Raw genomic sequence first — 15455 nt, 5'->3', positions numbered from 1 at the left:
GCACAAAAACAAATCATTTGTGCAACTAGATTTATGAAACAACAAGACTGCTTTATAAAATATATAGAACAAAGCATCATCAAAAATTGGGATTTAAACGCCCTGACAGACTACAACGGAGAGACATTTCAATATAAAGACGTAGCAAGAAAAATAGCAAAAATCCATCTTCTATTTGAAGAAGCCGGTATAAAAAAGGGAGATAAAGTTGCCGTATGCGGTAGAAACAGTTCCTTTTGGGCAGTAGCCGTACTAGCAACAATTACTTATGGAGGCGTTGCCGTTCCTGTTCTTCACGAATTCAAGGCAGATAATATACACAATATAGTTAACCATTCCGAAGCTCGCTTTATGTTTGTGGGCGATCAGGTATGGGAAAATCTGAATGAAGAGCTTATGCCTAATCTGGAAGGTATTATTGTGCTCAATACATTTGAACTTGTTGTTTCACGATCTGAGAAGTTAAGCTATGCACACGAGCATCTTAATGCCCTTTACGGCAAAAAATATCCGCGCAATTTCCGTCCACACGATATATCTTACCGAAAAGACAGCCCCGAAGAACTTGCTGTAATCAATTATACATCAGGCACGACAGGTTTCTCAAAGGGAGTTATGCTACCATACCGCAGTCTTACATCAAACGTGGAGTATTGCTGGGAAAAACACCCGATTGGTCCGGGAGATAATTTGGTGGGAATTCTGCCAATGGGACATATCTTTGGAATGGTATACGATTTTCTTTATGGTATTTGTGCCGGAGCGCACGTATACTACCTCACCCGCATGCCTTCACCTAAGATTATTGCACAATCATTCTCGGAAATTAAACCAAAACTGATTTCTTGTGTGCCACTTATCGTAGAAAAGATCATAAAGAAAAACATTCTTCCAAGATTTGACAACAGAGTAAACAAAATCCTGCTTCAGGTACCTATCGTAAACGAGAAGCTTAAAGCATCCATCAGACAGGAAGCTATGGATGCCTTTGGCGGCAACTTTGACGAAATAATCATTGGAGGTGCACCTCTGAACGGAGGAATTGAATCTTTACTGAGAACAATCAATTTCCCATATACCATTGCATACGGTATGACGGAATGCGCTCCAATCATAGCATCCAGTCACTGGTCTGAATTAAAGCAAAAGTGTTGCGGAAAAGCTGCTTCGCGTATGGAAGTTGCCGTTGTATCTGAAAATCCGGAAAGCACTCCCGGCGAACTTATCTGCAAAGGAGAGAATATGATGCTGGGATATTATAAAAATGAAGAGGCTACAAAAGGTGTTATCGACGAGAACGGTTGGCTGCACACTGGCGATATGGCTGTGATGGACAAAGAAGGAAACATTAGCATTAAGGGACGCTGCAAGAATCTACTTATGAATGCTTCCGGACAAAATATCTATCCTGAAGAAATTGAATCTGTACTTAACAACATGCCTTATGTTTCAGAATCAATTATTGTTATGCAAAATGAAAAGCTTGTGGCATTAATATATCCTGATTACGATGATGCTTTTGCCAACGGACTAAGCAATGAGGATATCGAAAAAGCGATGGAAACAAATCGTGCTTCATTGAATCAGCAGTTACCGGGTTATTCTCAGATAAGCAAAGTAAAATTGCATCCTGAAGAGTTTGAAAAAACAGCAAAGAAGAGCATCAAACGATTTATGTATCAGGATATTCAGGGATAAGCAACATTAAAATCTATAAAATAGTTTTAGAGTTTAAAAGATATTTTCTTAATATCTCAAAGGATTTTAACCAGATAAATCGAAGATCTGGTTAAAATCTTTTTTTCTTTTTCAGAGAGTTCATCATCATTGATAGGATTTTATTATTCAAAAAACACGAATACTAACATAACATCTTACAATTACTCCCATTATTAACATGTTCTAATGTTACACTAAATTAGAACACTTAGACTTTTCATAGCACTAGATGTCAAGCATTTATATTTTTTAGTATTCTTATTTGGTCGTATTTGTTCTAATTTATTCGTATTTATTTTAATTTAGTCGTATTTTTGTTCTTAAATGCAGTACTAATATTTAATATTTGCATAAATAAAAACATTTACAATGAGTGTTTCACCAGAACTACTAGTATATAAAGCCTCTGCCGGATCGGGGAAAACGTTTACCCTGGCGGTGGAATATATTAAATTGCTGATACAAAATCCAAGGGCTTATCAGCAGATTCTTGCAGTTACATTTACCAATAAGGCTACTTCTGAAATGAAAGAACGTATCCTTAGCCAGCTTTACGGTATATGGACTGCCGATAAAGATTCTGCCGCTTACCTTGATAAGGTTTGCACAGAGCTGAATATGCCCGAGGCTGAAGTGAGAAAAGCAGCAGGTACGGCGCTTAACTATATGATTCACGACTATAGCCGGTTCAGGGTTGAGACTATCGACTCATTTTTCCAGTCGGTTATGCGCAATCTAGCGAGGGAACTGGAACTTAGTCCGAATCTGAATATTGAGCTAAACAATACAGAAGTGCTTAGCGATGCTGTCGATTCCATGATTGAGAAGCTTAAACCCACTTCGGAAGTACTTGCGTGGCTGCTCGATTATATTGATGAACGTATAAAAGACGATAAGCGTTGGAATGTTTCGGGCGAAGTAAAGAACTTCGGTCGAAACATTTTCGATGAAGGATATATTGAAAAAGGAAGTGGTTTGCGAGCCAAACTAAAAAATCCTAATTATATAGGCAATTACAAAAAAGAGCTTCAGGCTATTCAAGAGGAGGCTTTGGATCAGATGAAAGGTTTTGCCGATCAGTTTAACGGATTACTCGAAGAGCATGGGCTTACCCCTCTCGACTTAAAGAACGGTGCGCGAGGAATTGGCAGCTATTTCAATAAGATTAATAATGGCGTTTTGAGCAATGATGTGCGTAACATAACTGTAGAGAAGTGTTTGGAGAGCGAGGATAACTGGGCAACCAAAACTTCACCCCAAAAAAATCTTATTATTGAACTGGCCCATGAAGAGCTTATTCCTCTATTACAGGCTGCAGAAGAGTATCGCGTAAAGAATAGTACCATTGTGAACTCTTGCCGCCTCTCCTTGCAACACGTAAATAAAGTGCGACTTCTGGCAAACATTGACGAGGAAGTGCGTTCTCTAAATAAGGAAAACAACCGTTTCCTGCTGTCGGATACCAATGCATTGCTTCATCGTTTGGTACAAGACGGCGATTCATCTTTCGTTTTCGAGAAGATTGGGACAAGCATTCGCAATGTGATGATTGACGAATTCCAGGATACTTCGCGTATGCAGTGGGATAATTTCAAGTTATTGTTGCTCGAAGGTCTTTCTCAAGGATCAGACAGCCTCATCGTGGGAGATGTTAAGCAATCTATTTACCGCTGGCGCAACGGCGACTGGGGTATCCTGAACGGATTGCGTGATAAGATGGATAGTTTCCCGGTTCGTGTGAAGACACTTACAACAAATCGCCGTAGTGAAGCGAACATAATCCGGTTTAACAATAGTCTGTTTACCGCAGCATGTAACTATCTGTGCGATGTTTATTGGGAGCAACAGAACGAAGAATGCTACAGTCTGAAAGATGCATATTGCGACGTTAAGCAGGAATCTCCCAAGAAAGAAGATAAAGGCTACGTAAAAATCTCGTTCCTTGCCGGTGATGATAAAGATACTCCGCCGGAGGAGAGGAAAGATTACGTGCAATACACCATGGAATCTCTTGCCGAAGAGGTGAACGACCTCATAGAGCAAGGAGTGAAACTAAATGATATTACCATTCTTGTGCGCAAGAACAAGACTATCCCTCAGATAGCAAGCTTCTTTGAGGAGAATCTCCCCTATCGCATTGTGTCCGATGAGGCTTTCCGACTGGATGCTTCGCTGGCTATATGCATGATACTTGATGCGCTACGCTATCTTTCCAATCCGGAGAATACCATCGCGAAAGCACAGCTGGCGGCTTCTTATCAGAATGAGGTTTTGAAACAAGGAGTAGATCTGAATACTTTGCTGCTTAGCGAGATAGACAATTATCTGCCTGCGGAATTCGTTTCCGGAAGAGAAGCATTGCCTTTGATGCCTCTTTACGAACTGATAGAAGAACTGTTCCGCATTTTCGAGATGGAAAAGATAGAGAATCAGGATGCTTACCTGTTCTCGTTCTACGATGCGGTAGTGGAATACCTGCAAAACAACTCGTCCGACCCCGATTCTTTCATTACTTTCTGGGAAGAACGCCTGTGCGGCAAGACTATTCCGTCGGGCGAAATTGAAGGGATACGAATCATGTCTATCCATAAATCCAAAGGATTGGAGTTTCACACCGTGCTGCTTCCGTTCTGCGATTGGAAACTGGAAAACGAAACGAATAATCAGCTGGTGTGGTGCTCACCCACCGTACCGCCATTCAACGAGCTCGATCTGGTTCCGGTGAACTATTCTTCGGCTATGGCGGAATCTATCTATAAAGAAGATTATCTGAACGAACGCCTTCAGCTTTGGGTAGATAACCTGAACCTGCTTTATGTAGCCTTTACCCGTGCGGAAACGAATCTGATTGTATGGGGAAAGAAAGATCTGAAGAATACTGTGTCCGAATTGCTGGGCAGAGCATTACGATCGGTCGCAGTAGCAGAATCCATTGAGTGGAACGAGGACTCGCCTTACGAATTCGGCACACTTTGTCCGTCGGAAGTCAAGGAGCAGAAAGCTACCACCAACAAGCTTACTACTCCCCCTAGCAGCGTTCCGGTACAGATTGAGTCGCACTTGCACAATATCGAGTTCCGGCAGTCGAACCGTTCGGCAGACTTCATCAAAGGAGAAGATACGGGCGAAGGCGACAGTAAATACATCAACCAGGGACAACTGTTTCATACACTTTTCTCTGCCATTGAAACCAGAGAAGACGTACAGCCTGCCATTGAGCGACTGCTCTTTGAAGGAGTAATACCCGACAGCAAAACGGAGAAAGAGATTCGTAAAACAGCAGAGAAGGCTCTCTCTCACCCAATGGTTCAGGAATGGTACTCGGGAGCTTACCAATTGTTCAACGAATGTGCCATCATCTACAAAGAAAAAGGCACGCTAGAAGTGCGCCGTCCCGACCGTGTTATGATGAATGACGACGAGGTTGTGGTGGTAGATTTCAAATTTGGTAAAAAGAACAAGAAATACAACGAGCAAGTAAAAGGATATATCTCCTTACTTGCCGAGATGGGTTATAAGAACATCATCGGATACCTTTGGTATGTGTATGATGAGGAACTGGAAAAGGTTGGGTAAATCTTAATGAAATAGTGATAAAAGCGGACTAAAAACCCGCACTGTTCACGAACATTTTTCGGGGGTTCGAATCCCCCAGCTTCCGCACAAGAGCATTATAAACATTATTGAAGCGGGAGTTAAGGTAAAGTCCGGTGAAAGCTAAACAAAAGTTTCACCGGAGATTCTAAATTAATAGTAGAGCAAAACAAAATAAGGTGTACACCTTATAACTAAATAGTCTACACTTTATATAGAAAAAGTGTAGAGCAAACAAAGAAGCAAACAATGGAAACATTCTTAAGTATCGTCGCAAAAGACTTATATAAAAGGCATGGAGCAGATCTCTCCCGCGTGGCAGTTATTTTCCCAAACAAGCGCGCCGGATTATTTTTCAATGAACACCTCGCCGAAGAGGCAAACCGCCCCATTTGGTCGCCGGCTTATCTCAGCATCAGCGAACTGTTTCAGCAGTTATCGGCACAAAGAAGTGAGAATCCTTTGAAGCTTGGCAACTCCATTAAGCTTGTTTGCGAACTTTATAAAATATTCCGCGAGGAGACTAAGAGCGAGGAAACGCTGGACGATTTCTATTTCTGGGGAGAACTGCTTATTAGCGACTTTGACGATGCAGATAAAAATCTGGTGGATGCTGATAAGCTATTCAGCAACCTGCAGGACTTAAAGAACATAATGGACGATTTCGATTTTCTTAATGAGGATCAGGAAGCAGCCATCCGTCAGTTTTTTCAGAACTTCTCCATCGAGAAGCGTACTGCCTTGAAAGAGAAATTTATCTCTCTGTGGGACGTGCTCGGAAATATCTACCACCGATATAAAGAAGAACTGGCTAATCAGCAAATTGCCTATGAAGGAATGCTCTACCGTTCGGTTATTGAGCAGCTTGATGCGTCGCAAATGAAATATGATACTTATGTGTTTGTGGGATTCAACGTGCTGAATAAGGTAGAGACAAAGTTCTTCCAATTACTTCGCGACGCCGGCAAAGCTCTTTTTTATTGGGATTACGATGAATTCTACACCAATGAGAAAAATCATGAAGCGGGAGAATTCATCCGTCGTAACCTGAAAGAGTTTCCTTCTGCCCTTAGCGGAGTGACTTTCAATAAAATGATTCAGCCAAAGAAGGTGCGCTTTGTTGCATCTTCTACCGAAAACGCTCAGGCGCGCTTCCTGCCGGAATGGATACGCGGTAATGTTACCGGAAAAGAATCGGAAAGTGCTGTGGTTCTTTGCAACGAAGCACTGCTACTTCCCGTGCTACATTCCATACCCGACAGCGTGCAGCATGTGAACATTACCATGGGATTTCCTTTGGCTCAGACACCCGTGCACAGTTTCATCACAGCTCTGCTGGAGTTGCAGACTGAAGGTTTCCGAACAGACACGGGAAGATATGCCTACGCTGCCGTTCAGGCCGTACTAAAACACCCATATACTCGTCAGCTATCGTCCAAAGCCAATGAGCTGGAAAAGGATCTTACTGAAAAGAATCGTTTTTATCCTCTTCCTTCCGAGTTAAAGCAGGACGATTTTCTGGGAATGCTATTCACTCCACAACTAAGCAATATGGATTTGTGCCGTTATCTTTCCGATGCGCTCAAAGAAGTTGCTACCATATACAACAAGGAAAAAGAGAGTGATGATGTATTTAATCAGCTTTACCGTGAATCACTTTTCAAAGCATATACGCTAATCAACCGCCTTGGCAGTATGATTGACAAAGGTGACCTGATTGTTCAGACAGGAACTTTCAAGCGTTTGCTGAACAAGGTTTTGTCTGCCTCAAACATCCCCTTCCACGGAGAACCGGCCATCGGTATGCAGGTAATGGGTGTGCTTGAAACCCGTAACCTCGACTTTAAAAATCTGGTGATGATGTCGTTAAACGAAGGTCAGCTGCCTAAGGGTAGCGGAGATTCGTCATTCATCCCATATAATCTGCGCAAAGCATTCGGGATGACCACCATTGAACACAAAAATGCGGTATACGCTTATTATTTCTACCGACTGATGCAACGTGCCGAGAACATAACATTGATGTACAACACAGCTTCAGACGGACTAAACCGTGGCGAGTGGTCGCGCTTCATGCTGCAATTCCTTATTGAATGGCCGCACGAAATTGCCCGCGAATATCTGGAAGCGGGACAATCTCCGCAAACAGCCAAAGAAATTATCATTGTAAAAACACCGGAGGTAATGAAGCGCCTGCAGAACTTTTATGATGTGCGTTGCAATAAGAGGGCACAATTCTCTCCTTCTGCGCTAAACACTTACATGGACTGCCAGCTTAAATTCTACTATACATACGTTGCCAAACTGAAACCGAAGCCAGAAGTTAGTTCGGAAATAGATTCAGCCATGTTCGGAACCATCTTCCATCGTTCGGCAGAACTTATATATGGTGATTTCAAAGCGCACGGTAATGTGGTAAACAAAGAACAGATAGAGCAATTACTCCACAACGATGTGAAGCTTCAGGGATATGTAGACAGAGCATTCAAAGAAGAATTCTTCCAGGTGCCGCTTGACGAGAAGCCCGAATACAACGGCGTGCAGTTGGTTAACTCTAAAGTTATAGCTTCTTATATTCGCCAACTGCTACGCAATGACAAAGAGTACGCTCCATTTACCCTAGTGGACATGGAGAAAAAAGTCAGTGAAGACATCACTATTCCAACAGCTAAAGGAGATATCCTTTCAAGAATAGGAGGAACCATTGACCGTATGGACAGCAAAGACGGCACTTTAAGAATTGTAGATTACAAAACCGGTGGTTTTCCGAAAGCCGCTGCAGATATTGCAGCATTATTCACTCCGGCAGAGAATCGTCCCAATTATATTTTCCAGACATTTCTCTACGCTGCCATAATGACTCGCCAGCAGAAACAGAAAGTTGCTCCTTCTCTACTCTATATTCATCAGGCAGCATCGGCAGATTACAAACCATACATAGAAATTGGTCTGCGGAACAATAAAACTTTTGTGGAAGATTTTACTCCATACGAGGAAGAGTTCAGGGAATTGCTAACCCAATTGCTATCGGATATATTCAATTCCGAGCAGCCATTCAACCAAACGAAGTTCGTAAATAAATGCGAGTTTTGCGACTTTAAAGCACTGTGTAAGAAGTAAATAAAGTTTTGATAAATATTTTGTTTTTTAAGAATTAATCCTATTTTTGCAATAATTAAAAAGCTGTAAACTAATGTTAAGTTAATTAAATATAACTTCAATAAACATCAGGCTTGAATGTGTAATTCTTAACTAAATAAATTTATTTTTATGAAAACCTTAAAAATTTTCGTGCTAATGCTGGCAGCTGCAGGACTCTCGCTTTCCTCATGCCAAAAAAATGATTCAGAGATTATGACTGAAAGTGTAAGCAAATCACTTGGAGTTCAGCTTCAGGCAGTAAACAACACTTATTCATTCGGCATTGGTACCAAAGCTTTGAAAACAGCTACCTTAAAATGGGACACTTGCCAAATGTATGTTTCCAGAGTTCATCTTACAGCAACAAAAGAGCAAGGTGATACATTGGCTACAGAATTCAGCCTGAATCTAAAATTTAAAAACTCAAAATTAGCTGATTTGTTCAGTGCAAATTCATTGCTTGGCGATGTAACTCTTCCGGCTGGATTATACGACAAAATATCTATTCAGATTCAATCGGACAAAAAAGATGCCGGCACTGCTCCAGTATTCTATCTTGCAGGTATTTATACTAATGCTTTAGGAACTGCAACTCCTATTGCTATTGTTGTAAACAAAGACTTGAAGTTTAAAGCCTCTGCAAAAGACAGTGTTCAGTTAAACACTGCAGCAGATTACACTGCATTATTCCAGTTAGACTTGTCTAATGCAATAAGCAATGGTAGAATCACAGAAGCCGACCTTGATAAAGCTTCACTTACTAATGGCAAGATAATTATTAGCGAGAATTCAAATAAAGAAGTTTATGAGAAATTCTTTAAAAGAGTTCTGAATCTTGATGCATTCCAACACAAAGCATTTAAGAAGGCAAATGAAAAAGATAATGATGAAAAAGATAAGGACTAATAGCTAACCAAGCAAAAATTAATATTAGCAGGTTATTCCTAAATTATAATTGGAATAATCTGCTTTTTATTTTATATGCTTCTACTAGATATGACCGAATTAAAGAAAATCTAAGAAATCAGACTATATGAAGATATAAAAAGAGCTCAAAAAAAGACTTTTTTTCTTAGGCATAAAACAGAGAAACAATAAGCAGCTAACTAATTTATTGACAGCTATTTTAGGCTTCATTACGCCTTAATTATTGCTGGAATATCGATCAAACCTAAAAAAAATAATGCACTTTAAACGAAAAAAAGTGTCCAAAACCTTTTGATATTTCACAAAAAGCCTTACCTTTGCAGCGCAATTAAGGATGGTTCCGTAGCTCAGCTGGATAGAGCAACGCCCTTCTAAGGCGTGGGTCAAGCGTTCGAATCGCTTCGGAATCACAAAGCAAAATCGCAAATAGCTTATTATTAGTTATTTGCGATTTTTATTTTTACCCAATCTTCCTCATTCTGGGACAAACAAAGTGCTAGACTGCTAGACTATCGCTAGACTTTATCGGGTATATCTAGCGCCCATACAACACTAACAGTCAGCAGGTTAAACACTCCCCGCTAGACTGCTAGACTATTTTGAGATTTTTATTTTTTATGAGAGATGTGCTGTTCCTCTTACTCATCAAAAGGACAGGTTTCTAACAAATAAATGGCATCTAAACTCCATGTAGCGACTTCATTAGTACTCACATACGGAATCTCATCTATTGGAGCAGGCACTTCCGGTGGCAAGATGCGGGAAGTTTTGAGGGATGGTAATGTTTTGTTCTTTCCCCAACGCAATAAATCATCCCATGCCTCTTTACCCATTTCCGGCTTCTGCATATTATAAGCAGCATAACCTAACAATCGGGAAATGCGGAAATGATTATTACTGATCTCTGCCGCTTTTTTCTTATAATTTGCAGCATGATCCAGCCATACCTTATTCCATTCCGGCACATTTATCATTCTTTGCAATTCATTCATAATCTCAAAGCCCCCCATTATAGTCATCAGATGATTTGTATTTTGCATTGCCGAGTCACCTTCATAGGTTATCATTCCTGTAGCAGGATCGAACCCTAACGCTTTCGGTCCGGTAAACAGTCCATGCTTCAAAGATGCAATACTTTTCATTCCAGTAAGAATCTTATCCCGATAAGTAGTATTGCGCGTACGCTCCCACTCTGTCATCCAATTGCCTGCATACGCCAACCAATCCGGACCGATTCGTAAACGAGCCGGAGCAGTACAAGGATAAAGACTACGAGGTTCTGCCAAACGCATAGGGTCAAGAGTATAAAGTTTCTGCTCAGCATCTTTAACCTCTTTCATCAAATCACCGCAACGTTCGTCGGTTGTCAGATAATAGTAAAAGCGATTCCATGCAGCCTGACTAATACGTGCTTCTTTCGCACCACATCCCCAGTGGCTTACATTATGACGACTTCCTAATCCTGCGTTTTCTCCTATATGATAAACATCAACCTCGGCAGTATGACGTGTCATTGCTTTAGCCATCTTCCAAATATCAGCACGTCCGGTACGCAAGAAATTATACCATAACCACATATTAGAGCCTAATTCTGTATTATCCCAGGCAAATCCTCCTACATCATACCGCCATTCATGCCGAATCGGATCATAAGCATGCATTACATCTCCGTAATTCCAGAAACCATACCATTTATTCTGTTCTATAGCTTTCTGGTAAAAGTCAATATATCCATTTAATCTATCTTCAATATTAGCACGAAAAGGAGTACTATTATCAGGTAAACTCCATACTCCAAACGCTTCTTGTCGTTGCAAATACTCAGGAGAACACATTAAAGGTGAATCGGCCGATAGAGCTTTTGCTATTTTTGCAATACCTGCTTTTCCAGGATATGCCGGTTGAGGAACAATCGTTAACGTATGTGTACGTGCAATACCATAAGGTGTACTTAGTCCTTCCTGCACATCTTCATAACTCGCATTCAAATCGTGAGCAACTTTATCATAATGACGTAAGTCCATAGCTTCTGCTTCAGGACTCCAAAACCACATAGTGATTGCTGCTATATCTTTCCGTGCATTATCTACCTCGAGAGAAGATGGATAAGACTGCCAGAAATCGTGCAGGCAAACTCCTAGCCCACCGCTAACATCTCCTGCAAATACATATCCATTGGAACGAGTTCCGGAGAAAGTTCCTATCCAGGGATTATCATCTGTAGCACGTTTACGGATACTAAAAGCATCAGCATTTAATTGAGACAAGCGAAAGCCGTCCCATGATGCCCATTTATCAAGCAAATCGCGATTCTCAGCATCAAACTTTTCATATACAGGAATACGTTTGCCTTCCATCTGTTGTTGCTGAAGAGTATTATCTTCATTTAAAGTCAGAACACGTCTTCCAACTAAAGGTTGTACCGGTTCACTCCATATTCCGCCCTCAGCTCCCGAAAATGCAATATGACGATTATACACGGCTTCACGCATAGGTACTTCAAAGCGTATACCAAGAGTATGAATATAATCTTTATTCTGATCGCCATCATAAACAAAGGTATGCACCATCTTTATCTGATCACTGCCTCTATATAGATAAAAACGAATAGTAAAAGGCAACAATTCACGACCTATTGTTTTATGCACTCCTTCTATCTTCACAACTATGCGTACAGCACCATTCTGTTCAATATCAACCTTCTTTATCTCACTTTTATAGTTGGTAAAATGAATCTGATCTGTATTTTCGGCCAAAGGTTTATCCTGCGTTTGGCAAATTAGAAATGCTTTACCTCCTACCTTAACATCTCCATACCAAAGACCGTCTAATAAATATTCACCAGATTTAGGAAATACAGCTTTTATTACACCTGTATTTATCTCTAAAGCATTGTTTTTACTAACAACTGGCATTAACTCAGTTTTTTTCTTTGATGCTTCATTAATCTGCAGCTTTAACTGATTAGTTGAAGCAGGTATAACAGCCGATACCCCACTCCACTTTATTGAACCATCAGGCCAATAAGCCAATGGCCACATATCTGTAGAGAGCTGTTTTCCATCAGCAGAAAAAAGAGCGACAGTTTTATTCTGAGTGAGACTACCTTGAGTAAATGGAACTCCAAAGCTTACCGGAGTATTAAATGACGGCACATCGCCTATCCACTTCAGACTTACAGGTTCCTTTTCGACATTATTACAAGTATACTGGAAATTTGTAATACGAGTACGGGATAAAGTTGTACGGAAACCAAACCAGCCGGAGGTAAGAGGATTAGCATCACGGATGTCAACCAAACGTTTGCCATTCATATAATAGCTCACTTTATTGCCTTTGCTCATAATTTTAATATGATACCATTTATTAGATTTTAGCAAATGTTCGCTATCAGTATATTCACGCAAAATGGCCGGTTGAAAAGCTTTATCCTTAATACCCCGTTCATCTCCGCTATATCGACGGAAACGTGTTGTTGAATTAGTATTTCCTCCATATCCCAAATAGTAGAGCTGCAAAGAATAGCAATTCATAAAGATACCATTACGCCAGCTCTTTCTTTTCAGGATATCATTCGGGTATTTAGGATCGGACGCCATCCAGAAACAATTCAAGTCACTTAATCGATCTCCTTTTTTACCTTCATCCATGACACATGCATCATATTCTATGGTAGTTTCACCATTCATCTTTTCCTTGCGCCACAGAGTAAGTCCTTTCGGTGAAATAATTTCCACAGTATCGCCCAGGAAAGTTATCTTGTAATCTGGCGACTCAGATTCCACACTCCAGAATTTATTAAATTGCCTGGCATTTAAAGCCGATAACTGTTTAGTTTGAGCCGATGAGATAAAAGGGACCAAACAAAAGCTGAGAATCCAAAATAATCTATTTTTCATTGTAAAGTAACTGTTTAACAAAGTAAGTTATCTTTCAACAAAAGTAAATCACTACCATTCAGTAAACAATAGAATATAGTACACAGAGATGAAATATTATACTAAAAAAGGAGTTGAACTTATATAAGTTCAACTCCTTCATATCTTATAACAGACCTAATAAAGTTTATTTGCAATCTTAATTAGTAGGTATTACACGCTTTATTGTTCCGTCTTCATTAAACATAAGCCTATCAATACAAACTTCCCGATGGTATCCAGGTCCACTCTCTTTATTCAGATAATTCTTATTGATACGATGATAAACTATATACCATTCGTCACTCCCTGGGATATTTAAAATTGAATTATGTGCCGGACCGTAAATTTCATTCTTTGCATCTTGTATTAAAACGATAGGATCTTTAGCCACCTCTATCGGACCAGTAGGTGAAGTACTGGTTCCATACGCTACATGATAATTAGGTGAACCGGTATCATCAACCGACCAAAGGAAATAATAAAGTCCATTTCTATAAAATACGTAAGAAGCTTCACGAAAAGCATAATTTTCCAATGTTCCACCTTGAGGAGTTAATACTTTTGTAGTACCTTCTTTAAGTGATGTCATATCATCGTTGAGCTCAGCTACTGCCATATAACCATTACCCCAATATAGATAACTCTTACCCGATTTTGGATCTGTGAATACATCCACATCAATTTGCTGACCTTTTCCTACAGGTGATGTTGTAACGATAGGATGTCCCAAATCAGTGAAAGGTCCAGTAGGAGAATCAGACGTAGCAACACCTATTTGTTTTCTATTTGCTTCTTTGCTATTAGCACTAAAGTAAAAGAAGTATTTATATTTTCCACCAATGAGTTTCTCTTCAATACAAGGCGCCCAAGCATTACCATCAGCCCACTTTACCTGATCTGTTTTCACATCAATAATTGTACCTTCATCTTTCCAATCTTTCAAATTTGTTGATGAGAAAACATTAAATGAATGTCCACCCCATCCTGGCACTCCATCTGTTGTTGGATAAATATAATATTTACCTGTCTTGTGTGAATAAAGAACTTCAGGATCGGCATGGAATCCCGGAATTATAGGATTAGATTGTTGACTTTCCGTTATACCCCATTTTGCAATCAAAGCATCTTTTTCCTTTTTAGTTATAGAAATAATGGTTCCGTGACGAGGATGAAAATTCATGGAGATATTATTATCAATAACTTTAAAGTGATCTAAATCGGTACTTTCGGTAAACTGATACTTGCCTTTCATATACACATCGTACATGAGAATATATTTATCAGAATTTATCATCTTGAATATTCCGGATCCTTCTACAGATTCTTTAGTCTGTTGTTTATAATCACTTGATTCTGTCCATTTTCCCGAGGTAAGAGAAGAAGTTGTTGCTTTCTTTATACCATTGCCGTGTCCTTCTGTTTTATAAAATAAATGATATAATCCATCTTTATAGATAATATCACCATCGATGCACGACAGTTTGTTTTGGGGAATAAACAAAGGTTTTGGAGTTCCTTCAATATCTGTAAAATCTTTATTGGCATATGCATAATAAATAACATCCGGATTCTCGCCATACTTCATTGACCAGTATACCATATACTTACCAGCCTTTTTATCATAGATAGTTTGCGGCGCCCAAACCCGAAGCAGATCTTCCTGTCCTTTATACTTTTTCTGAATATTAACTACATTGGATTTCCAATTAATGAGATCGGTAGATTTAAGCAATATCATTGCTCTGTTAGAGCTCCAGCCATTAGCTGCCACCATATCTGTAAGTACCATATAAAAAGTCTTTCCATCTTCCCCACGCAAGATATGCGGATCCCGCACCCCTCCAGTAGAACTGATAGTTTTTGAACTGATTACTGGCTTATTGTTGTTCAAAGCTTTGTAATTATATCCATCGTCACTAATGGCATAACGAACAGATTCTTCATCTCCATTATTGCCAGTGAAATAGACAAAAAGGTAAGCACTGCAATTATTAGCTTTTTTGCTGGTAGTAATTGCAGCTTTTCCAGAGAAAGTTAAAAAGAAGAATAATAAAAGTAGAGTTGCATTTTTCATTTCATATTTCATTTTTAAATAAATACAGTTTAAGCATTTCAGGATACAAAAATATCTTTGAAAATCTTGTTGTTAACAGG

6 protein-coding genes and 2 tRNA genes are annotated in these 15455 nt (G+C 39.7%); 6 read left to right on the top strand and 2 right to left on the bottom strand.

The features are described 5' to 3' along the window. Window positions 1-33: 33 nt before the first annotated feature. The 6 genes from BUC21_RS12330 (at window position 34) to BUC21_RS12310 (ending at window position 9791) form a co-directional block, all read left to right on the top strand. Window positions 34-1698, top strand: a complete 1665-nt coding sequence (locus BUC21_RS12330) for an AMP-binding protein (protein WP_073402846.1) — start codon at window positions 34-36, stop codon at window positions 1696-1698. 390 nt (window positions 1699-2088) lie between these two features. Then, complete coding sequence (locus BUC21_RS12325) at window positions 2089-5295, top strand: UvrD-helicase domain-containing protein (protein WP_073402844.1); 3207 nt, start codon at window positions 2089-2091, stop codon at window positions 5293-5295. Next, window positions 5292-5380, top strand: a tRNA-Ser gene (locus BUC21_RS16485). Before BUC21_RS12325 ends, BUC21_RS16485 begins: the two co-directional genes overlap by 4 nt. Window positions 5381-5562: 182 nt before the next feature. Beyond that, window positions 5563-8433: a PD-(D/E)XK nuclease family protein gene (locus tag BUC21_RS12320; protein ID WP_073402842.1), complete on the top strand. Its 2871-nt coding sequence runs from the start codon at window positions 5563-5565 to the stop codon at window positions 8431-8433. Window positions 8434-8583: 150 nt separating this feature from the next. Beyond that, window positions 8584-9360, top strand: coding sequence for a hypothetical protein (locus tag BUC21_RS12315; protein ID WP_139261428.1), 777 nt, complete (start codon window positions 8584-8586; stop codon window positions 9358-9360). 357 nt (window positions 9361-9717) lie between these two features. Next, a tRNA-Arg gene (locus BUC21_RS12310) sits at window positions 9718-9791 on the top strand. 228 nt (window positions 9792-10019) lie between these two features. Here BUC21_RS12310 and BUC21_RS12305 read toward each other — a convergent pair. After that, window positions 10020-13280 carry an exo-rhamnogalacturonan lyase family protein gene (locus BUC21_RS12305; protein WP_073402837.1) on the bottom strand — a complete coding sequence of 1087 codons (3261 nt, stop codon included), beginning with the start codon at window positions 13278-13280 and terminating at the stop codon, window positions 10020-10022. 178 nt (window positions 13281-13458) lie between these two features. Beyond that, complete coding sequence (locus BUC21_RS12300; RefSeq protein WP_394332759.1) at window positions 13459-15375, bottom strand: glycoside hydrolase family 43 protein; 1917 nt, start codon at window positions 15373-15375, stop codon at window positions 13459-13461. Window positions 15376-15455: the final 80 nt, after the last annotated feature.

Origin of the sequence: Bacteroides luti (assembly GCF_900128905.1) — a bacterium.
In the GTDB taxonomy this organism is placed as follows: domain Bacteria; phylum Bacteroidota; class Bacteroidia; order Bacteroidales; family Bacteroidaceae; genus Bacteroides; species Bacteroides luti.
Note: the sequence above shows the minus strand (reverse complement) of the source record. Positions and strands in the feature narration are given on the sequence as shown.

Bases quoted from the DNA above. Each gene is read 5' to 3' on its own strand.
- BUC21_RS12330 (WP_073402846.1), top strand. From the start codon at position 34: ATGAAACAACAAGACTGCTTTATAAAATATATAGAACAAAGCATCATC.
- BUC21_RS12325 (WP_073402844.1), top strand. From the start codon at position 2,089: ATGAGTGTTTCACCAGAACTACTAGTATATAAAGCCTCTGCCGGATCG.
- BUC21_RS12320 (WP_073402842.1), top strand. From the start codon at position 5,563: ATGGAAACATTCTTAAGTATCGTCGCAAAAGACTTATATAAAAGGCAT.
- BUC21_RS12315 (WP_139261428.1), top strand. From the start codon at position 8,584: ATGAAAACCTTAAAAATTTTCGTGCTAATGCTGGCAGCTGCAGGACTC.
- BUC21_RS12305 (WP_073402837.1), bottom strand. From the start codon at position 13,280: ATGAAAAATAGATTATTTTGGATTCTCAGCTTTTGTTTGGTCCCTTTT.
- BUC21_RS12300 (WP_394332759.1), bottom strand. From the start codon at position 15,375: ATGAAAAATGCAACTCTACTTTTATTATTCTTCTTTTTAACTTTCTCT.